Consider the following 19,062-nt stretch of genomic DNA (forward strand, 5'->3'; position numbering starts at 1 on the left):
CCGCACAAGGTCCCGGACCTTGTGGATCCGGGACCTTGCCGTCTCAGGCAGCGCGGACGTTGGCCAGGAAGTCGCCGACCGCGCCGCGCAGGGCGCTGGCCTGCCGAGCCAGGTCGCTGGCGGCGTCGAGCACCTGGGACGAGCCGTGGCTGGCCATGTCGGCCGCATCGCCCACGCCGGCGATGTGGCCCGAGACCGCCCGGGTATCCTGCGAGGTCTGGCCGGTGGTCCGGGCGATCTCGGCGGTGGCCGCGCCCTGCTGCTCGACCATGGCGGCGATCTCGGCCCCGATCCGGGCGAGGTTGCGGATCACCTCGGTGATGCCGCCGATCGAGCGGACCGAGGCCTCGGTGGAGCCGGTGATCTCGGCGACCTTGGCGGCGATCTCTTCGGTGGCCTTCGCGGTCTGGCCGGCGAGGTTCTTGACCTCGGCGGCGACCACCGCGAAGCCCCGGCCCGCCTCCCCGGCCCGGGCCGCCTCGATCGTGGCGTTCAGCGCCAGCAGGTTGGTCTGGCCGGCGATGTCCGAGATCATCGCGACGATCTCCCCGATGCTGCCGGCGGCCTGGGCGAGGCGGCGGACCTCCCCGGCCATGCCGTCCGCATCCCGGGTGGCGGAGGCCGCAAGGTCGGCCGAGGCCCCGACCTGCACGCCGATCTCCCGGACCGAGGCCGTCAGTTCCTCGGTGGCCGCCGCCACCGTGTCGGCCGAACGGGCGGCCGAATCCGCGGCGCCGGCTACGGCCCGGCTGAGGTCGGTGGTGTCCTGCGCGGCCCGGGCCATGCCGTGGGCGGAGGCCTCCAGCTGCTCGGCGGCCGCAGAGACCGCCTCGACGATGCCGCCGACCTGGTGCTCGAAGCTCTCGGCGAGGCCGAGGGCGGCCGTGCGCTGCGCGGCGGCGGTCTCGGTGGCCAGCCGCTGCTGCTCGGCGCGGGCGAGCCGGCGCTCGGCGACGCTGTCGCGGAAGGTGACCGCGGCGCCGGCGATCGCCCGCACCTCGCGGGGTCCCCCCGCGGGGATCGCCAGATCCGCACCCGGCTGGTCCCGGCCGATCGCCGTCAGCACCCGGGCCATCCGGACCAGGGGACGGGCGATGGCCGCGCCGAGCCAGAACGCGAAGCCGACCGAGAGCGCGAACAGGGCGAGCCCGCCCGCGATCCAGACCGTCAGCATCTGGTCGGCTTGGCTCCGTACCGCACCGGCGGCGGCCACCAAGTCGGCGGTCAGGCGATCCTCGACCCCCTTCAGGGCGTCGATGCGCTGGGTGGCGAGCCGGAACCAGGCCGGTGCGTCGCGAAAGGCCGGGGTCGTGCCCGGCATCGTGTCCTGTGCAGCCTTGCGCAGGCGCGCCACCTCCCGGGCCGGCTCGGTGGCCTCGGCCTCGTCCAGCAATCTAGCCTGCCCCTCGGTGGCCCCGGCCCGGAACAGGGCGCCGTAGGTCGCCTGATCGGCCGAGAGTGTGGTGAGCCGGCGCGCGGCGGGCAGATCGAGATTGCCCGAGGCGAACACCGCCGAGGCGGCGGCCCGCTCCTGGCCGGCGGCCTCCTTCAGCGCCAGGAACGCCGCGTAGGCGTTCGCCCGGGCCGCGATGCCGGCCTCGTCGATCACGCCGCCCATCGCCCGGACCAGGCCCAGTCCCTCGCCGATCAGACCGGTATAGAACGCCACCGCCTGCGGTGCGCTCAGGCCGAGGGCGTCGACCGCCTGGCGCTGGGCCGCGAGCCCGGCCAGCGCCTTCGCGAATCCCTCCGCCCGCGCCGCGAAGGCGGGGCCGAAGCCAGTCGCGGCCGCCATCGCCTCGGGGAGCCCGGCCAAAGCCGCATCGGTGCGGCTGCGCTGGGCCGCGAGTTCCGGCCCGAACTGCGCCCCCTTGGCGCCCAGGAACAGGCTGGAGGCGCCGCGCTCGCGCTGGCCCTCATGGACGAAGGCGCTGATCCGCGAGGCGAGGCCGACGAGGGTCTCGACCCGGTCCATCTCGGCGCGCCGTGCCCACTGATCGGACACCGCCCATCCGGCCGCCCCGGCGAAGGCGAGGCAGGGCGCGAGCGCCACCGCGAGGATGCGGGCGCGAAGCGAGGAGAGGACGGCCATCGGAACCCGGAATGGTACAGCGTTAACCGGAACTATCCGACGCGGATATAAAAACACTGTTACGGTGGAGGGGGTTGTCGACCGGTGCAATGCACAATCAGTCGGCAGTCTCGATGGGTCATGCCGCATCGGCGCGCAGCCGGTTCGTGAGCCTGCGCCGCGTCACGCGCCCCGGCCGCCGGCAGTAGACGGTATCGGTCTTGGCACGATCGGCGTTTTATGTGCGTACTTGCGGTCCCTGAAGGCAGACGGCATCTCCTGGCCCGACAAGCCGGAGGAGATTGCGATGCGCGCCGTCGGGTACACAAGGTCCCTGCCGATCACCGAGACCGAGGCCCTGGCCGATCACGACCTGCCCCGGCCGGAGCCCGGACCCCGCGACCTGCTGGTGAAGGTCGAGGCGGTCTCGGTGAACCCGGTCGACACCAAGGTCCGCCTGCGGGCCGAGCCCGAGGCGGGCGGGGTCAAGGTGCTGGGCTGGGACGCCGCCGGCACCGTGGTCGCCACCGGCGCCGAGGCCGAGGGGTTTTCCGTCGGCGACGCGGTGTTCTACGCGGGCGACCTCACCCGGCCGGGGACCAACGCCGAATACCATTGCGTCGATGCCCGCATCGTCGGGCACAAGCCCAAGAGCCTCGACTGGGCGCAGGCCGCGGCCCTGCCGCTCACCGCGATCACCGCCTGGGAGGCCCTGTTCGACCGGCTCGACACCGGGAAGCCGGTGCCGGGCGCCGCCCCGGCGATCCTGATCGTCGGCGGAGCGGGCGGCGTCGGCTCGGTGGCGATCCAGCTCGCCCGGCAGCTCACGGACCTGACCGTGATCGCCACCGCGTCCCGGCCCGAGACCGCGGCCTGGTGCCGGGATCTCGGCGCCCATCACGTGGTCGACCATGCAAGGCCGCTCGCCGCCGAGGTCGCGGCCCTGGGCCTCGGGGCGCCGGGCCTCGTGTTCTCGACCACCAACACCGACGCGCATCTCGCCGAGATCGCCGCGCTGATCGCCCCGCAGGGCCGGTTCGCCCTGATCGACGACCCCGCGCAGCTCGACGTGGCCCTGCTCAAGCGCAAGAGCCTGTCGCTGCACTGGGAATTCATGTTCACCCGCTCGATGTTCGGCACGTCCGACATCGGCGCCCAGGGCGCGCTCCTCGACGAGGTCGCCCGGCTGGTGGATGCGGGGCACCTGCGCACCACCCTGGGTGAGCATTACGGGCGGATCGACGCCCGGAACCTCCGGCGTGCCCACGCGCTGATCGAGAGCGGGCGGGCCAAGGGCAAGATCGTGCTCGAAGGCTTTTCGCAGTGAGGCGGGCGCCATGACCGAGACGGGCACCGGCATCTTCGACGTGGCGGCGCTCGCGGCGGCCTTGCCCGACAGCGCGCGGACGCTCCTGGTCGACACCTACCTGACCGACCGGGCGGCGGCGAGCGCCCGGGTGTTCCGGGTCTACCGCCCGACCCCGCCGCATTATCACGCCACCTGCGACGAGTACCTCTACTGCCTGTCGGGACGCGGCACGGTCTGGCTGGGCGATCCCGCGAACCTCACGGCGTTCGGTCCCGGCCAGCTGTTGTTCTTCGAGAAGGGCACGGTGCACGCGATGCCGGAGATCGCCCCGGGCGAGCCGGTGACGTTCCTGTCGATCGACACTCCGCGGCGGGCGCCCACCGACATCGTGTTCGTGGACCCCGCGGACGGCTCGCCCGCCACCTTCATGGCCCGCAACGCCGGCCCGTGAGGCGGGAGACCCGGCCTCACACCTTCAGGAACCGTCCGCTCGCCGCCACGCCGACGAGCAGCGCCGCCACGATCAGGAATGCCGCGGACAGGCCCAGGGCCTGCGCCACGAAGCCGATCAGGGCGGGCCCCGCGAGCACGCCGGCATAGCCCAGCGTCGTGATCGCCGGTACGGCTACGCTCTCCGGCATCGCGTCCTGACGACCGGCCGCGGTGAACAGCACCGGGACGATGTTGGCGCAGCCCGCCCCGACCAGGGCGTAGCCGGCGAGCGCCGCCTCCCAGGCCGGGACCAGAACCGACAGGACGAGGCCGGCCGCCGCCATCAGGCCGCCCAGGACGACGACAGGCCGCCGGCCGAGCCAGGCCACGATGCCGTCGCCGGCGAGCCGCCCGATCGTCATGGTCACCGAGAAGGCCGCGTAGCCGAGCGCCGCCCAGGCGGGATCGAGCCCGCGCCGCTGGATCAGGAACACCGCGCTCCAGTCGAGGGCCGAGCCTTCGGTCAGGAACACCACGAAGCAGAGCAGGCCGAGGACCAGCACCACGCCGCGCGGCAGCGCGAAGGCGGCCCCGCCCGCCGCGCCGCCGCGCGCCAGGATCCCGGGCCACGCCGCCGCGAACAGGACCGCGATGCCGGCGACCAGGATCAGCACGCCCGCCCCCGCGCCGAGCCCGGCGGCGAGCAGGCCGCTCGAGAGCAGCGCCCCGAGGATGCAGCCGAGGCTGTACAAGCCGTGAAAGCCCGACATCATCGGCCGGCCGCTCAGGCGCTCGACCGCCACCGCCTGCAGGTTCATGACGCAGTCGATCGCTCCCATCCCGGCCCCGAACACCAGCAGCGCCAGGGCGAGCGGCACGAGCCCCGAACCCGTTGCGAGCACCGGCAGGGTCAGGCAGAGCGCCAGGGTGCCGGCGAGCAGAACCGGGCGGAAACCGAACCGCGCGGCGGCCGCCCCGGCACTCGGCATCGCCACGATCGAGCCGATGCCGAAGCAGAGCAGCAGCAGGCCGAGCCCCGCCTCGTCGAGACCGGCGCGGGCCTTCACGAGCGGCACCAGCGGCGCCCAGGTGGCGGTGCCGATCCCGACGATCAGGAACAGCAGCCGCGTGGCGCGCCTCCGGGAGCCGGCGGCCGCGTCGGGCCGGTCCGACCGGGCGGCTGCGCGTGGATCGGTCGCGTCGAGCGTCGGCATCGGCACCTGTCGGTCGAAAATGATTGTCGGATGGCGTCGTGCGACGTGGTGTCCCGATTCCCGCAGTGCAACACCGGCCCAGGGGGACGGGCGGAGCGCGAATCCGGGGGCGGTTGCCGGCGTACTCATTTCGTTCTAGCAAAGGCGTCGCATGACGGGCCTGCGTCCCGCCGGCCCCATCTTGCCGTCGACCGATCCGGGCTCGACATGGGCGTGTGCAGCGGCTGGCCCGCGCGCAAGCCAGCCCCGACCGCGTCGACGCCTCGAAAGACCGCCGCCCTCATGGCCAAAGCCCAAGCCGGAACCCGAGTCGGACCCCGCGTCGGCGCCAGCAAAGCCGCCCCCCAACCGTCTCCCGTGAAGGCCCCTTCGCCCAAGGCGCTTGCCAAGGTGGCGCCTGCCAAGGCAGCGCCGGCCGAGGCGGCCCCAGCCAAGTCTCCGCGTGTAAAAAAGGCCGAGGCGCCCGCCTCCGCCCGCACGGGTCTGCGGAACGCCGCCGCGGAGGCCGCCACCGACGCCAAGCTGGAGGCGCTGTTCGACGCCGCGCCGCCGGCCGCCGCCGACCGGCGGGTGATCACGGTCCGGGGCGCCCGGGAGCACAATCTCAAGAACGTCGACCTGACGATCCCCCGGGACAAGCTCGTCGTCTTCACCGGGCTGTCGGGCTCGGGCAAGTCGTCGCTCGCCTTCGATACGATCTACGCCGAGGGGCAGCGCCGCTACGTCGAGTCGCTCTCGGCCTATGCCCGCCAGTTCCTGGAGATGATGTCCAAGCCCGATGTCGACCAGATCGACGGGCTGTCGCCGGCGATCTCCATCGAGCAGAAGACCACCTCCAAGAATCCCCGCTCCACCGTCGGGACGGTGACCGAGATCTACGACTACATGCGCCTGCTCTGGGCGCGGGTCGGCATCCCCTATTCCCCGGCCACCGGCCTGCCGATCGAGAGCCAGACCGTCCAGCAGATGGTCGACCGGGTGCTGGAACTGCCGGAGAAGAGCCGGCTCTACCTGCTGGCCCCGGTGGTCCGCGGGCGAAAAGGCGAATACCGCAAAGAGATCGCGGAGTATCAAAAAAAAGGTTTTCAGCGGCTGCGGATCGACGGCGAATATTACGCGATCGACGACGCGCCCAAGCTCGACAAGAAGTTTAAGCACGACATCGACGTGGTCGTCGACCGGATCGTGGTGCGGGCCGACATCGCCGCGCGGCTGGCCGATTCGTTCGAAACCGCGCTGGAGCTCGCCGACGGCATCAGCGAGATCGTGTTCGCGGACGCCCCCGAGGGCGAGGCGCCCCGGACGATCACGTTCTCGTCGCGCTTCGCCTGCCCGGTCTCGGGCTTCACCATCGCGGAGATCGAGCCGCGGCTGTTCTCGTTCAACAACCCGTTCGGCGCCTGCCCGACCTGCGGCGGCATCGGCCACGAGATGCGGATCGACCCCGAGCTGGTGATCTCGGATCCCGCCCTCAGCCTGAAGCGCGGCGCGGTCGGCCCCTGGGCGAAATCGACCTCGCCCTATTACGGCCAGACGCTGGACGCGCTGGCGGAGCATTACGGCTTCAAGACCGGCGTCCCCTGGCAGAGCCTGCCGGAGGCGGCCCGCGCCGTGGTCCTGTACGGCTCCGGCAAGCAGGCGATCCGCTTCGCCTACGACGACGGCCTGCGCAAGTATGCGGTCAACAAGCCGTTCGAGGGCGTGATCCCGAACCTGGAGCGCCGCTACAAGGAGAGCGAGTCCGACGCCGTCCGGGAAGAGATCGGCCGGTTCATGAGCGAGACGCCCTGCGCGTCCTGCGGCGGCAAGCGGCTGAAGCCCGAGGCGCTCGCCGTGAAGGTCGCCATGGCCGATATCGGCGACATCACTGCCCTCTCGGTCTCCGAGGCCCATCGCTGGTACTCGGACCTACCGGAGAAGCTGACGGCCAAGCAGAACGAGATCGCGGTCCGGATCCTGAAGGAAATCCGCGATCGGCTCAGCTTCCTGGTGGATGTCGGCCTCGAATACCTGACGCTGGCCCGCGGCTCCGGCTCCCTGTCGGGGGGCGAGAGCCAGCGCATCCGGCTGGCCTCGCAGATCGGCTCCGGGCTCACCGGCGTGCTCTACGTGCTGGACGAGCCCTCGATCGGCCTGCACCAGCGCGACAACGAGCGGCTGCTCGGCACGCTCAAGCGCCTGCGCGATCTCGGCAATTCGGTGATCGTGGTCGAGCACGACGAGGACGCGATCCTGCAGGCCGATTACGTGGTCGATGTCGGCCCGGGCGCGGGCATCCACGGCGGCGAGATCATCGCCCAGGGCACCCCCGCCGAGGTGCTGGCCAACCCGGACTCGCTCACCGCGAAATATCTCACCGGCCAGATGTCGGTCCGCACGCCCGCTGCGCGGCGCAAGAGCCGGAAGGGCAAGCTCGGCGTGTTCGGCGCCCGGGGCAACAACCTCAAGGACGTGGATATCGAGGTGCCGCTCGGCACCTTCACCTGCATCACCGGCGTCTCGGGAGGCGGGAAATCCACCCTGGTGATCGACACCCTGTACAAGGCCGTCGCGAAGAAGCTGAACGGGGCGCTGGAGCACCCGGCCCCGTACGAGCGGCTCGAAGGGCTGGAGCATCTCGACAAGGTCATCGACATCGACCAGTCGCCGATCGGCCGCACCCCGCGCTCGAACCCGGCCACCTATATCGGCGCGTTCACGCCGATCCGCGACTGGTTCGCGGGCCTGCCCGAGGCCAAGGCCCGCGGCTACCAGCCGGGGCGGTTCTCGTTCAACGTGAAGGGCGGGCGCTGCGAGGCCTGCTCGGGCGACGGCGTCATCAAGATCGAGATGCACTTCCTGCCCGACGTCTACGTCACCTGCGACGTCTGCAAGGGCAAGCGCTACGACCGCGAGACCCTGGAGGTGAAGTACCGCGGCAAGTCCATCGCCGACGTGCTCGATTCCACGGTCGAGGAGGCGGCCGAGCTGTTCAAGGCGGTGCCGGCGATCCGCGAGAAGCTCGAGACCCTCAAGCGGGTCGGCCTGCACTACGTCCATGTCGGCCAGCAGGCCACCACCCTGTCGGGGGGCGAGGCGCAGCGGGTGAAGCTGTCCAAGGAGCTGTCGAAGCGCGCCACGGGGCGCACCCTCTACATCCTCGACGAGCCGACCACCGGGCTGCACTTCCACGACGTCGCCAAGCTCATGGAGGTGCTCCACGAACTCGTGGACCAGGGCAACACCGTGGTGGTGATCGAGCACAACCTCGAAGTGATCAAGACCGCCGACTGGGTGATCGACATGGGCCCCGAGGGCGGTGATGGCGGCGGCCGGGTGGTGGCGCTCGGCACCCCGGAGGACATCGCGCGCTCGAAGGCGAGTCATACCGGCCGGTTCCTGCGCGAGGTGCTGGCCCGGCGTCCGACCCCGCAGGCCGGCCGCCGCAGCGCCGCCGAATAGGCGCCGGCCGGATCCAGGGCGGCAGATTCTGCCGGGTACCGCGCGGAATCCCGGTCCGGATCGCCTGCGACGACCCGTGATTCGCATCGCCGACACCCGGCTCGGGCCGGCCTCGGGCCGTCTGGAGGGCGGATTCCGGGCTGCGCCCCCGGACCGGCGGATGCCCGTTCGTCTGCCCGGGCTTGCCGGATTCTCCCGCCAAGGTCTCCGACAACAGCTTGACCGTTCAACGATATTTTGCCGGCCGGGAGTCCGATATTCAATCCTGGGGACTGTGTTGCATCGCCGCAAAAATGCGTCTTTTGCGCAACGGTTCGGCCGGTTTTGCCGCTTCGACCGGCATTCCACTGTCTTTCCGCAGGTCTCTGTAGAATAGTCAGCGACGTTGAGACGGGCGGGCACCGTGGGGGCGCTCGGCAGACCGGAAGTCGGCAGCCGCCATGGGCGAGCAGACCGGCAGGGTAGTGCCGAATGCGGGACGGATGCCTTGAGACCTTGGGAAGGAATGAAACAATGATGAAGAACTGGCTCGCGGCCGGCGCGGTCGCGCTCACGGTCGGCATGACGTCGACGATCGCGCAGGCGCAGACCACGACGGTTCCGGGCGAGCAGGTCGGCCTCGCCATCGGCGCGCCGCTGCCCGAGGGCGTTTACGCGATCAACACCTTCACGTTCCGCCGTACCGATGGTCGGAATGACCCCGACACGGCCGTCAACATCCCGGTGCTGGTCTGGTCGACCCCGCTGGTGCCGTTCGGCGGCCGCATCGAGCTGCTCGTCGCGCCCCCGACCGTGTTCGCCTTCACCCGCAACCCGGCCGGTCAAGCGAACAAGGACATCTCGATCAACGTCGGTACCTTCGTCGGCGGCATCTGGGCGTTCGACCTCGGCAGCAACTTCGGCGTCAGCTTGCTGGGCGGTGTGTACCTGAACGACCTCGACGGCGATCGCGGATCTATCAATGGCCGCGTCGTCAACGGCGTGGTCACCGGCACGCCGGTGTTGCCGCAGCTTTCCTCGAACACCTACCGCTTCGGCGTGGCCGGCAGCTACACCGGCGATGGCTGGAACATCACCGGCAACCTGACCGCCAACATCTACGATTCGCCCGGCCGTTTCCCTGGGCTGGTCGGCGCCGCCATTGGCCCGCTGCGCCTGTCGGATGCCCTGAACTTCGACATCACCGCGACGAAGAAGTTCGGCAACTTCGAGATCGGTCCGGTCGCCTACGGCACCTACAACTTCGACATCAGCCAGTTCAGCGCGGCTGCCAACAACCGCGGCCGGTTCGCCATCGGCGGCCTGATCGGCTACGACTTCAAGGTCTTCACCGTGCAGGCCTACGTCGCCCGCGACGTGGTCACCGGCGCGCAGATCGCCGCGACGCCGTTCAGCCGCGCCCGCAGCGACTACTCCACGGACGGCTGGCTGCGCCTGATCGTGCCGCTGTACTCGCCGGCGCCCGCCTCGCCGGTCCCGACCGCCCTGGTCCGCAAGTACTGATCGACCGAGATGCCGGTCTCCCGCCCCCAGCGGCGGGAGATCCCGGATCTCCGCCACGCCGCCCGGCTCCGGCCGGGCGGCGTTTTTTTGCCCGCTTTCGTCCGCCGATCCCGGCCTGGAAGCGGATCCTGCGAAACCTTTCCGCTCGAGGCTCCGTAAACGGCGACGCAATCCCGATCCTCACACGATCATGGGATGCCTGACGGAAGGAAACAGAGATGCTCAACGCTATCAGCGGCCGGCGCGCGGCCCGGGCCGTCGCCTTCGCTCTCGCCCTTGGCCTGGGCGCCACCGGCGCGGCCCAGGCCAAGAACCCGATGGTCGGCGGCGCGCCGATGTATGCCAACAAGACGATCGTCGAGAACGCGGTCAATTCCAAGGACCACACCACGCTGGTCGCCGCCGTGAAGGCCGCGGGCCTCGTCGACACGCTGAGCGGCCCCGGCCCGTTCACGGTGTTCGCGCCCACCAACGCCGCCTTCGCCAAGCTGCCGCCCGGCACCGTCGAGAGCCTCGTGCAGCCTCAGAACAAGCCGACCCTGACCAAGATCCTGACCTACCACGTGGTCCCGGGCGTCTACACCGCCCAGGACCTGGTGGCGCTCGTCAAGAAGGGCGGCGGCCAGGGCCAGCTCACCACGGTCGAGGGCGAGCCGCTCGCCGTGGCGGTGCAGGGCAAGAAGGTCCTGATCACGGACGTGAAGGGCGACACCGCCACGGTGACGATCCCGAACGTGATGCAGTCGAACGGCGTGATCCACGTGGTCAACGCCGTGCTGATGCCCTGATCCAGGGAACACGTGCCGCGGTGCCGTCCCGGCGCCGCGGCACCCTACTCGGCGATCAGCTTGCCGGTATAGACCACCGGTCCCGTGGGTTGGCCGCTCGGCGAGCCGCCCGGCGGCTCCACGGAGACCGCCAGCACCCCGTCCGGGGCGGCGCCCTGCGGCAGGGTCACCCGGGTTGCGGCGGCGCCGACCAGGCCGAGCGGCTTCGGCCCCGCGGCGCCGACATACCACAGCTCCAGGCTCCGGCCCGCGGGCGCCTCGGCCCCCACCGGCCGGACCTGGGCGGTGCCGGTGCGGGTGTCGACGCGCACGATCAGGGCCGGGAGCGCGCCGCCGCCCTGGACCACCGCGAGGTAGCGGCCGCCCTCCGGCTCCGGCCGCGACCCGAATGCGACGAACAGCGCCAGCCCCGCCGCCAGCAGCCCGGCCCCTGCGCTGGCGATCCGCCAGCGCCGGACCTGCCGGCGCAGATGGGCGAGGGGATCGTGGGCAAGGGGATCGTTGGCGAGCAGGTCGGGTGATCCGCCCGGCTTGGCCGGCAGCGCCCGCAGCAGCGCCGCCCGCACCCGCGGCGACGGCGTCGCTGCCGGGATCGCGTGCAGCAGGGGCGAGAGCCGCCGCTCCCAGGCCCGCACCCGGGCCGCCACGGCGGTATCGGTGGCGAGCGCGCCCGCCATCGCGGCCCGCTCCCCCGGGTCGAGGGTGCCGAGCACGTACTCGGCCGCGCGCAGGTCGGGGTCCGAGCCGGGATCCGGCGCGCGATCGTCAGGGCCGCCGCTCACGAGACCGCCTCCAGGCAGGTCTTCAAGGACGCGAGCGCCCGGTGCAGCCAGGTCTTGATCGTGTTGACCGGCCGGTCGTAGCGCTGCGCCAGTTCCTCCCGGGAATGACCCTCGCAATAGGCCAGCACCACGCACTCCCGATGCGCCGGCTCCAGCCGGCCGAGGCAGGCACCCAGCGCGTCCCGGTCCAGGAACGCCGCGGCGTCGTCGTGCGGGTCCATCAGCCGCGCCACCCAATCCTCGCCATCGTCCCGCACCGGTCCCTGAACCTCGGCCGCCCCTTTGCGGCGCAGGCCGTCGATCGCCCGGTTCCGGGCGATCGTGCACAGCCAGGCCAGCGGGCGTCCGGCCTCGGGATCGTAGCTCCCGGCCGCCTGCCAGATCCGCAGATAGGCGTCTTGGAGGACGTCCTCGGCGAGCGACCGGTCGCGCTGGATACGCAGGATCACGCCGAAGAGTTTCGGGCTGGTCAGGTCGTAGAGTTCGGCCAGAGCCGCCGCCTCGCCGCGCCCGATCTCGAACAGCAAGCGTCGCAGCCGGGCCTCGTCGGCGCCGGGAAGGCCCGGCGGCGGCGCCCGATCCGGGGACGCACCCGCGGCAAAACTCGGTCCGGCCAAGATCCGTTCCTGCGCCTGCGCGCCCGTTCCCCTGCCGGCCGCGCTCCCTTAGGATAGCTCTAAGGGCCCCCGCGCGTCCTGTCACATCGCCGGCCCCGCACAGGACCGTCGATGGGGCGTCGGCCCCACGATCCGCGCGCGGCGCCGCGCCACGGGTGTCGCCGGCCGCGGGGACAGCCTATCTAAGTCCGATTTCGCGCGTCCGGCGGCGCCGGAGCAGGGCGAACGAGTCGAAGGAATCTCATGGCGACGCAGGGCGAGTGGAAGATCCCCGCGCAGGCCCAGCCCAGGCCTGCGGATTACGGCTACGATCTCGATCGGGCGCTCTCGTCGGTGCTCGCCCTGTCGGCGCGGGTGCCGGAGAGCGCCTTCACGGCCGAGACCCTCGGCACCGAGCGCGCCGGCAACGGCGTGGTGATCCGGGAGGACGGGCTGGTGCTGACGGTCGGCTACCTCGTCACCGAGGCCGAGAGCGTCTGGCTGACCACCCGGGAGGGCCGCTCGGTGCAGGGCCACGTGCTCGGCTTCGATGCCGCCACCGGCTTCGGCCTGGTCCAGGCTCTGGGCGCGCTCGGCGTCCCGGCCCTGCCGCTCGGCCGATCGGCCGGGCTGAAGACCGGCGACCGGGCGGTGGTGGCGGGCGCGGGCGGGCGCCAGCGCTGCGTCGCCGTCGAGGTCGTCGCCCGGCAGGAATTCGCCGGGTACTGGGAATATGTCCTCGACGAGGCTTTGTTCACCGCCCCGGCCCACCCGCATTGGGGCGGCACCGCGCTGATCGGCGCGCAGGGCGAGCTGCTCGGCATCGGCTCCCTGCAATTGCAGCAGGGCGGCAGCAGCAATGCCCGCCCGATCAACATGGTGGTGCCGATCGACCTGCTGCCGCCGATCCTCGACGACCTGGCCACGCGCGGGCGCGCCAACCGGCCGCCGCGGCCCTGGCTCGGCCTCTACGCCACCGAGAGCGAGGAGGGCATCGTGGTGATGGGCCTCGCCGATGGCGGCCCGGCCGAGACCGGCGGCCTGCGCAGCGGCGACGTGATCGAGGCGGTGGCCGGCGAGCCGATCCCGGACCTCGCTGCCCTGTTCCGCAGCATCTGGGCGCTCGGCGAGGCGGGTGTGCGCGTCCCGCTCACCGTGCGCCGCGACGGGCGCGGCGTGAAGCTCGCCCTGGTCTCGGCGGACCGGGAGCGGTTCCTGCGCACGCCCTCGCTGCACTGAGGGGGCGGGCGAAACCGTCGCCGCCGGGGCCTTGTTTCCCGGATGCCGACGCGGGCCTGCACGCAATACAACCGCAGGCTCAGCGTCGGTTCAGGCGGCGGGATCGAATCTCTCTCGACCGGCACCGATCCGCCGGACGCTTCGAGGAGATCTGTCATGGCGATTCTGAGCGCACCGCGCGCGAAGGCATTCGTTGTGGCCGCCGCGCTCGTCGGTGGCCTCGGGCTCGCGGGCTCCGCCCAGGCGGCGGGGGGCTGCGGCCCGGGCTTCCACCCGAACCCCTGGGGCCTCTGCCGCCCGAACTGGGGCTGGGGTCCCCGCCCCCACTGGCGCCGGCCGGTCTATTACGGCGGCTACGGCTATGGCCGGCCGCGGCCCTATGACCGGCCCTACGGCTTCTACGGCCCGCGCCCGTTCTACTGAGCGATCGGGCCCGATCCGCGCCGCGAAGGGCGTCCCGCCGGCCGGCGGGGCGCCCTTCGCACGTTCAGGCCGGCTTCCGGCATGCGCACAAAGAATGACCACCCGATAAGGTTGCCGGTTTCTTAAGCCAACCATGCGGGCCGTGCAGAGCAGATCCTTGACCTTATGACTCCTGCTGCGCCGCAGCAGGTTTATATGTGCGTTGCACCAACAAGAGGCAGCGTTGCGCAACGGCGCGCCATCCACTGCCTGAACAGAGGTCAAAGAACTCCATGTCCGCCGCTCGTAGCGTCCTGAGTCGCGTCCGCGCCTATCTCCGGTATCGCGACACCGTTTCCCAGCTCTCCCGCCTCTCGGATCGCGATCTTGCCGATCTCGGCATCAACCGCAGCGAGATCCACGGCATCGCCCGCGTCTGATCTCCTCGAACCATCGCGATTCGACTCAAAGGACCGCCGCCCGTTGATCCGGGCGACGGTCCTTCGCTATTCTGGGATATGACACAGACCCTTCACATCATCGGCGGCGGGCTGGCGGGCTCCGAGGCGGCCTGGCAGGTGGCCGAGGCCGGCCATCGCGCCGTGATCCACGAGATGCGCCCGGTGCGCGGCACCGAGGCCCACCAGACCGACGGCCTGGCCGAGCTCGTCTGCTCGAACTCGTTCCGGTCGGACGACCCGGAGAGCAACGCCGTCGGCCTGCTGCACCAGGAGATGCGCTCCTTGAGCTCGCTGATCATGCGGGCGGCCGACGCCAACCAGGTGCCGGCGGGCGGCGCCCTCGCGGTGGACCGGGAAGGCTTCTCCGCCACGGTGACCCGGACCCTGGAGCAGCACCCCAACGTCACGATCGTGCGCGGCGAGGTCGAGGGCCTGCCCCCGGAGGAATGGGGGCCCTGCATCGTCGCCACCGGCCCGCTGACCGCCCCGGCGCTGGCCGAAGGCATCCGGGCGCTCACCGGCGCCGAGTCCCTCGCCTTCTTCGACGCCATCGCGCCGATCGTCCATCGCGACTCGATCGACATGGACGTGGCGTGGTTCCAGTCCCGCTACGACAAGCCCGGCCCCGGCGGCACGGGCGCCGACTACCTCAACTGCCCTATGGACCGGGCGCAGTACGACGGCTTCGTGGCCGCCCTGGTGGCGGGGGACAAGATCGGGTTCAAGCAGTGGGAGGGCACGCCGTATTTCGACGGCTGCCTGCCGATCGAGGTGATGGCCGAGCGCGGCCCCGAGACCCTGCGGCACGGCCCGATGAAGCCGGTGGGGCTCACCAACCCGCGCGACCCCCTGGTCAAGGCCTGCGCGATCGTGCAGCTGCGCCAGGACAACGCCCTGGGCACCCTCTACAACATGGTCGGCTTCCAGACGAAGCTGACCTATGCCGAGCAGGTCCGGATCTTCCGCACCATCCCGGGGCTCGAGCGGGCCGAGTTCGCGCGGCTCGGCGGCCTGCACCGCAACACCTATCTCGACAGCCCCCGGCTGCTGGACGCCACCCTCCGGCTGAGGGCCCGGCCGCACTTGCGCTTCGCCGGCCAGATCACCGGCTGCGAGGGCTATGTCGAGAGCGCCGCAATCGGGCTGATGGCCGGCCGCTTCGCGGTGGCCGAGGCGGCCGGCCAGCCCCTCGCCCCCCTGCCCCAGACCACGGCGCTCGGCGCCCTCATCGCCCACATCACCGGCGGCCATGTCGCGGTCGACGGCGAGGCCAACGCGCCGCGCTCGTTCCAGCCGATGAACATCAATTTCGGCCTGTTCCCGCCCCTGGCCCAGGCCCCCCGCAACGAGACCGGCCGCCGCCTGCGCGGCCCGGAAAAGGCCGTGCTGAAGCGGCGGGCGCTGACTGACCGCGCCCGGGCCGACCTCGCCGGCTGGATGGCGGGGGCGCAACCGGCGGACTGGAAACAGGCGGCGGCCGAGTAGCGCGGCGGGTCGCGGTTTCGAAAGGTCTGAGACCTTGCGCGGGTGCAGGGCAGAGCCCTGCTGTCGGGCTCCACCCCGACACCCCGCCAAAGGGCTCGCCCTTTGGAAACCCTATATGCGCGCATGGCACTTGCACGGCTCGGGCGTTCCGCGCCCGGGCCCGAAGCATGACCGAGATCGACACCGACGCCTTCCTGGCCGACCTCTACGCCCTGCGCGAGATTGGCCGGTTCCGCACCGGCGTCCACCGGCCGACCTTCTCGCCCCAGGACATGGACTCGCGCCGCTGGCTGATGGCCCGCCTCGAGGCCTGCGGCCTGGAGGCGTCGATCGACGGGATCGGCAACGTGCTCGGGCGCCATCGCGGACCCGGACCCCACCTCCTGGTCGGCAGCCACATCGAGACCCAGAACGAGGCCGGCTGGCTCGACGGGGCGCTGGGTGTCGTCGCCGGGTTGGCCCTGGCCCGGGCCGGGCTGCCGGTCGACGTCGTCGCCTTCGCGGACGAGGAAGGGCACTTTTCCGGCGGCTTCCTGGGCAGCCGCTCGGCGATCGGCGACCTGACCGAGGCCGAGATCGACGCCGCCCGCAACCGCACCGACGGCACGCCCCTGCGCGCGGCCCTCGAATCCGCGGGGCTCGCCGGATTGCCGCGGATGCGGCTCGGTCCGGCCCGCTACCGGGGTTTTCTGGAACTGCATATCGAGCAGGGCACGCAGCTCGAATCCGCCGGCCTGCATCTCGGCGTGGTCAGCGGCATCGTGGCGATCTGGCAATTCCGGATCGTTTTCGAAGGCAACCAGGATCATGCCGGCGGCACCACCATGGCCGAGCGCCGAGACGCGGGCCTCTCGGCGGTGCGCCTGCTCGCGGCGATCGACCGGGAATTCCCAAAGGTCTGCGGTCCGCGCAGCACCTGGACCACGGGGCGGATCACTCTGGATCCCGGCGGCTACAGCATCATCCCGGACCGCGCCGAAGTGGCGTTCCAGTTCCGCGACATGTCGATCCCGGTGCTGGAGCGCATGGAAACGTGTCTCGAGGCGCTGGTACGTGAATCGAACCGGCGCGAGCGCTGCCCCGCCACGCTCACGGCCCTCTCGAAGGCGATCCCCGCCCCCTGCGACCCGAACCTGATGCGGGCGCTCTCGGAGGCCGCCGAGCAGGTCTGTCCCGGCCGCTGGCAGGTGATGCCCTCGGGCGCCGGCCACGACGCCCAGAACATCACCCGGATCCTCCCGGCCGCCATGCTGTTCGTCCCGTCGATCGGCGGCATCAGCCACCATTGGGCGGAGGATACCAGCGACGCCGATTTGGCCTTCGGAGTCCGGGCTCTCGGCGCGGCGGCGGTGCGGGTGCTGGCGGAGTGAGGTGATGGGTTCCGGTTGCCACTGGATCCAGCCGACTACGTTCAGGATCGGGAGCGACCCTACGACGCTCGATACGCGAGCAAGAATCTGATTTGCCCTCGCGGCCCCTGATCCGGCAGCGTTTCCAGAGCCGGCTAAATGCGTGCCCAGTTCTGCAAGCACGCGGTACCTACGTTTGATACGGTTCTGCCAGCACTCCGCAATCATGCGGGGATAGCAAAGGCCACAGCGAGTGCGGAAGCTTCAAGCAAGCTCAGGGGTATAAGGCTTTCCGGAGCGATTTACGGTCCATCCGAGTCTGTATCGCGGGTGATAAGCACTCAATGTTCGATGGTAAGTCGGGCATAGGCCTCAATGAATAATCGAGATAAAATTGGCCGGGCCTGAGCCTCAGCCCCCCGGCACCAGCGACTGGATCGGGATCAGGTCCGGGCGGTATTCCTGCATCCCGCCGGCGATCCGCTCCTCGACGGCGTCGAGGAATTTTTCGGGATCGGTGATCGAGCACTGGCGCAGGTCCCAGAAGGCGTAGCGCCACCAGCGCACCGCCAGGTAGCGCTCGATCAGCGCGTCGGGGAAGCGCATCTTCACGACCCGGGCCGGGCTGCCGGCCACGATCGCGTAGGGCGGCACGTCCTTGGTCACCACCGCCATGGCGCCGATGATCGCCCCGTCGCCGATGGTGATGTCGGGCATCAGGAAGGCGCCGTGGCCGATATAGACGTCGTTGCCGATGCGCACGCGCTTGGGCCACAGGTAGGGGCCGCAGATCTCGTAATCCTCGGCGCGGGGATCGGCGCGGTCGAACACCGCGGAATGGTGCGTGTAGAACAGCGGCGAGGTCGAGCCGCAATGGACCGGGTGGCTGCCGCGCCCGACCTGCACGCTCTCGCCGATCGAGCAGTAGCGGGCGATGTCGGCGCCAAAGTAGTAGCCGCTCACCGCGTACGAGAACGCCCCCATGGTGAGGCAGTAGTCGATCCCCATCCACTTGATGCTGCACGGCGGCTCGAAGGTGCAGTCCTCCGGCAGGCCGAACGGGGCCGGATGCAGCACGGAGATGCCGCGCCGGAGCATCTCCTGCTTCATGTCCTCGTTGACGGAGATCATGCGGCGTCCTCGTCGAGTGGGTTCCTCGCCCCGGCCGGATCCAGGTCCAGGACGTAGTAGTCGCGCATCAGGTCGTCGTACTCGGCCGCCTGGATCGGCACCGAGAGTTCCCCGCCGGCCGAGATGTCGAGCGCCAGCAGCCGGTCGTTGAAGGCGGCCGGGTCGGTCGCCAGGGCGTAAGGCAGGACGTGGCCGTTCGGGTAGGCCCGCAGCCGGTCGCCCTGGGCGCCGAGGTCGAAGGCGACCACCGGCAGGCTGGTCCGCAGCCCCAGGGTCAAGGCGTAGGAATAGGTCTCGGGCCAGATCGCCGGCAGCAGGACCAAGTCGGCCGAGACCCGCCAGACGAGGTCGAGCGCCTCGTCGTCGCCGGTGTAGCGGCCGGTCTGGGTGACGCCAGCCCGTTCCAGGCCGCCCGCCAGCGCCGGATCCGAAAACCCCACGATCGCGAACCGCAGCGGCAGCTTGCGGTCCTGCGCGTCGGCGGCCAGGGCCTGCAGGAACAGCCCGCCCTTGGTGGCGCTGATCGCCCCCAGCACGGCGACCCGGCGCACCCGGCCCGGCCGCCGCAGGACGGTCGAGCGCACCCGCCGGTCGGCCTCGACATGCGGCCGCACCGTGATCGCCAGCTCCGGATACACCGTCCCGATCCGGCCCGCCGTGTCGGCCGACGGCGCAAACACCCGCGCCGCCCCGACCAAAAACCGCCCGAACGCGGCCTGGCGCTCCGCCGGGTCCGGCTCCTCGTAGCCGTCCGCGTCCGCGGCCAGGCAGTCCCGGCACACCGGCACCGGCGCCAGGCCGCAATAGCGCCCGTCCGGCATCACCAGGTGGTTGCGGTGGCACACCGGCGAGAAGTCGT

Annotated in this window: 15 protein-coding genes and 1 pseudogene; 10 read left to right on the plus strand and 6 right to left on the minus strand. The window is 71.2% G+C overall.

Annotated features, from left to right (window positions below; translation table 11 throughout):
• Nucleotides 1–43: 43 nt before the first annotated feature.
• Nucleotides 44–2,092, minus strand: a complete 2,049-nt coding sequence (locus MKL11_RS26240; RefSeq protein WP_243948659.1) for a methyl-accepting chemotaxis protein — start codon at nucleotides 2,090–2,092, stop codon at nucleotides 44–46.
• A gap of 286 nt (nucleotides 2,093–2,378) precedes the next feature.
• Here MKL11_RS26240 and MKL11_RS26245 point away from each other — a divergent pair, with 286 nt between their 5' ends.
• Nucleotides 2,379–3,398, plus strand: a complete 1,020-nt coding sequence (locus MKL11_RS26245) for a zinc-binding alcohol dehydrogenase family protein (RefSeq protein WP_243948661.1) — start codon at nucleotides 2,379–2,381, stop codon at nucleotides 3,396–3,398.
• A gap of 10 nt (nucleotides 3,399–3,408) precedes the next feature.
• A complete protein-coding gene (locus tag MKL11_RS26250; RefSeq protein ID WP_243948663.1) occupies nucleotides 3,409–3,831 on the plus strand; it encodes a cupin domain-containing protein in 423 nt (140 codons plus the stop codon).
• Nucleotides 3,832–3,847: 16 nt separating this feature from the next.
• Here MKL11_RS26250 and MKL11_RS26255 read toward each other — a convergent pair whose 3' ends face one another.
• On the minus strand, nucleotides 3,848–5,026 hold the full coding sequence (locus MKL11_RS26255) for an MFS transporter (RefSeq protein WP_243948669.1): 1,179 nt from the start codon (nucleotides 5,024–5,026) through the stop codon (nucleotides 3,848–3,850).
• A 282-nt stretch (nucleotides 5,027–5,308) separates the two neighbouring features.
• Between MKL11_RS26255 and uvrA the strand changes: the two genes are divergently transcribed.
• The 3 genes from uvrA (at nucleotide 5,309) to MKL11_RS26270 (ending at nucleotide 10,758) form a co-directional block, all read left to right on the plus strand.
• A complete protein-coding gene (gene uvrA / locus MKL11_RS26260) occupies nucleotides 5,309–8,467 on the plus strand; it encodes an excinuclease ABC subunit UvrA (protein ID WP_243948671.1) in 3,159 nt (1,052 codons plus the stop codon).
• A 513-nt stretch (nucleotides 8,468–8,980) separates the two neighbouring features.
• Nucleotides 8,981–9,970, plus strand: a complete 990-nt coding sequence (locus MKL11_RS26265; protein ID WP_243948674.1) for a transporter — start codon at nucleotides 8,981–8,983, stop codon at nucleotides 9,968–9,970.
• 218 nt (nucleotides 9,971–10,188) lie between these two features.
• Nucleotides 10,189–10,758 (plus strand): fasciclin domain-containing protein, encoded by a 570-nt coding sequence (locus MKL11_RS26270; protein ID WP_243948676.1) that lies wholly within the window; start codon nucleotides 10,189–10,191, stop codon nucleotides 10,756–10,758.
• 44 nt (nucleotides 10,759–10,802) lie between these two features.
• Here MKL11_RS26270 and MKL11_RS26275 read toward each other — a convergent pair whose 3' ends face one another.
• Both MKL11_RS26275 and MKL11_RS26280 read right to left on the minus strand, forming a co-directional pair.
• Nucleotides 10,803–11,540, minus strand: a complete 738-nt coding sequence (locus MKL11_RS26275; RefSeq protein WP_243948678.1) for an anti-sigma factor domain-containing protein — start codon at nucleotides 11,538–11,540, stop codon at nucleotides 10,803–10,805.
• A complete protein-coding gene (locus tag MKL11_RS26280; RefSeq protein WP_243948697.1) occupies nucleotides 11,537–12,076 on the minus strand; it encodes a sigma-70 family RNA polymerase sigma factor in 540 nt (179 codons plus the stop codon). Before MKL11_RS26280 ends, MKL11_RS26275 begins: the two co-directional genes overlap by 4 nt.
• 324 nt (nucleotides 12,077–12,400) lie before the next feature.
• Between MKL11_RS26280 and MKL11_RS26285 the strand changes: the two genes are divergently transcribed.
• The 5 genes from MKL11_RS26285 to MKL11_RS26305 all read left to right on the plus strand — a co-directional run bounded on the left by MKL11_RS26285 (nucleotide 12,401) and on the right by MKL11_RS26305 (nucleotide 17,093).
• Entirely contained in the window at nucleotides 12,401–13,375 is a 975-nt protein-coding gene (locus MKL11_RS26285; protein WP_243948680.1) for a S1C family serine protease, read from the plus strand.
• 156 nt (nucleotides 13,376–13,531) lie between these two features.
• Nucleotides 13,532–13,798, plus strand: coding sequence for a GCG_CRPN prefix-to-repeats domain-containing protein (locus MKL11_RS26290; RefSeq protein WP_243948682.1), 267 nt, complete (start codon nucleotides 13,532–13,534; stop codon nucleotides 13,796–13,798).
• 272 nt (nucleotides 13,799–14,070) lie between these two features.
• A complete protein-coding gene (locus MKL11_RS26295) occupies nucleotides 14,071–14,217 on the plus strand; it encodes a DUF1127 domain-containing protein (RefSeq protein ID WP_007566967.1) in 147 nt (48 codons plus the stop codon).
• 78 nt (nucleotides 14,218–14,295) lie between these two features.
• Entirely contained in the window at nucleotides 14,296–15,723 is a 1,428-nt protein-coding gene (gene trmFO / locus MKL11_RS26300; protein ID WP_243948684.1) for a methylenetetrahydrofolate--tRNA-(uracil(54)-C(5))-methyltransferase (FADH(2)-oxidizing) TrmFO, read from the plus strand.
• A 167-nt stretch (nucleotides 15,724–15,890) separates the two neighbouring features.
• Nucleotides 15,891–17,093: a Zn-dependent hydrolase gene (locus tag MKL11_RS26305; RefSeq protein ID WP_243948686.1), complete on the plus strand. Its 1,203-nt coding sequence runs from the start codon at nucleotides 15,891–15,893 to the stop codon at nucleotides 17,091–17,093.
• Nucleotides 17,094–17,483: 390 nt separating this feature from the next.
• On the opposite strand, the gene MKL11_RS33220 is transcribed toward MKL11_RS26305, so the two are convergent.
• Both MKL11_RS33220 and MKL11_RS26315 read right to left on the minus strand, forming a co-directional pair.
• Complete coding sequence (locus tag MKL11_RS33220) at nucleotides 17,484–18,203, minus strand: CatB-related O-acetyltransferase (RefSeq protein ID WP_279600726.1); 720 nt, start codon at nucleotides 18,201–18,203, stop codon at nucleotides 17,484–17,486.
• Nucleotides 18,200–19,062 (minus strand): annotated as a pseudogene (locus MKL11_RS26315) (glycosyl transferase); the annotation flags it as partial. The gene MKL11_RS33220 and the pseudogene MKL11_RS26315, both read right to left, overlap by 4 nt.

It is taken from the genome of Methylobacterium sp. J-077 (assembly GCF_022829365.1).
Classification (GTDB): domain Bacteria; phylum Pseudomonadota; class Alphaproteobacteria; order Rhizobiales; family Beijerinckiaceae; genus Methylobacterium.

Excerpts from the sequence above, each read along its gene's own strand:
- MKL11_RS26240 (WP_243948659.1), bottom strand. The coding sequence starts at position 2,092 with ATGGCCGTCCTCTCCTCGCTTCGCGCCCGCATCCTCGCGGTGGCGCTC.
- MKL11_RS26245 (WP_243948661.1), top strand. The coding sequence starts at position 2,379 with ATGCGCGCCGTCGGGTACACAAGGTCCCTGCCGATCACCGAGACCGAG.
- MKL11_RS26250 (WP_243948663.1), top strand. The coding sequence starts at position 3,409 with ATGACCGAGACGGGCACCGGCATCTTCGACGTGGCGGCGCTCGCGGCG.
- MKL11_RS26255 (WP_243948669.1), bottom strand. The coding sequence starts at position 5,026 with ATGCCGACGCTCGACGCGACCGATCCACGCGCAGCCGCCCGGTCGGAC.
- uvrA (WP_243948671.1), top strand. The coding sequence starts at position 5,309 with ATGGCCAAAGCCCAAGCCGGAACCCGAGTCGGACCCCGCGTCGGCGCC.
- MKL11_RS26265 (WP_243948674.1), top strand. The coding sequence starts at position 8,981 with ATGATGAAGAACTGGCTCGCGGCCGGCGCGGTCGCGCTCACGGTCGGC.
- MKL11_RS26270 (WP_243948676.1), top strand. The coding sequence starts at position 10,189 with ATGCTCAACGCTATCAGCGGCCGGCGCGCGGCCCGGGCCGTCGCCTTC.
- MKL11_RS26285 (WP_243948680.1), top strand. The coding sequence starts at position 12,401 with ATGGCGACGCAGGGCGAGTGGAAGATCCCCGCGCAGGCCCAGCCCAGG.
- MKL11_RS26290 (WP_243948682.1), top strand. The coding sequence starts at position 13,532 with ATGGCGATTCTGAGCGCACCGCGCGCGAAGGCATTCGTTGTGGCCGCC.
- MKL11_RS26295 (WP_007566967.1), top strand. The coding sequence starts at position 14,071 with ATGTCCGCCGCTCGTAGCGTCCTGAGTCGCGTCCGCGCCTATCTCCGG.
- trmFO (WP_243948684.1), top strand. The coding sequence starts at position 14,296 with ATGACACAGACCCTTCACATCATCGGCGGCGGGCTGGCGGGCTCCGAG.
- MKL11_RS26305 (WP_243948686.1), top strand. The coding sequence starts at position 15,891 with ATGACCGAGATCGACACCGACGCCTTCCTGGCCGACCTCTACGCCCTG.
- MKL11_RS33220 (WP_279600726.1), bottom strand. The coding sequence starts at position 18,203 with ATGATCTCCGTCAACGAGGACATGAAGCAGGAGATGCTCCGGCGCGGC.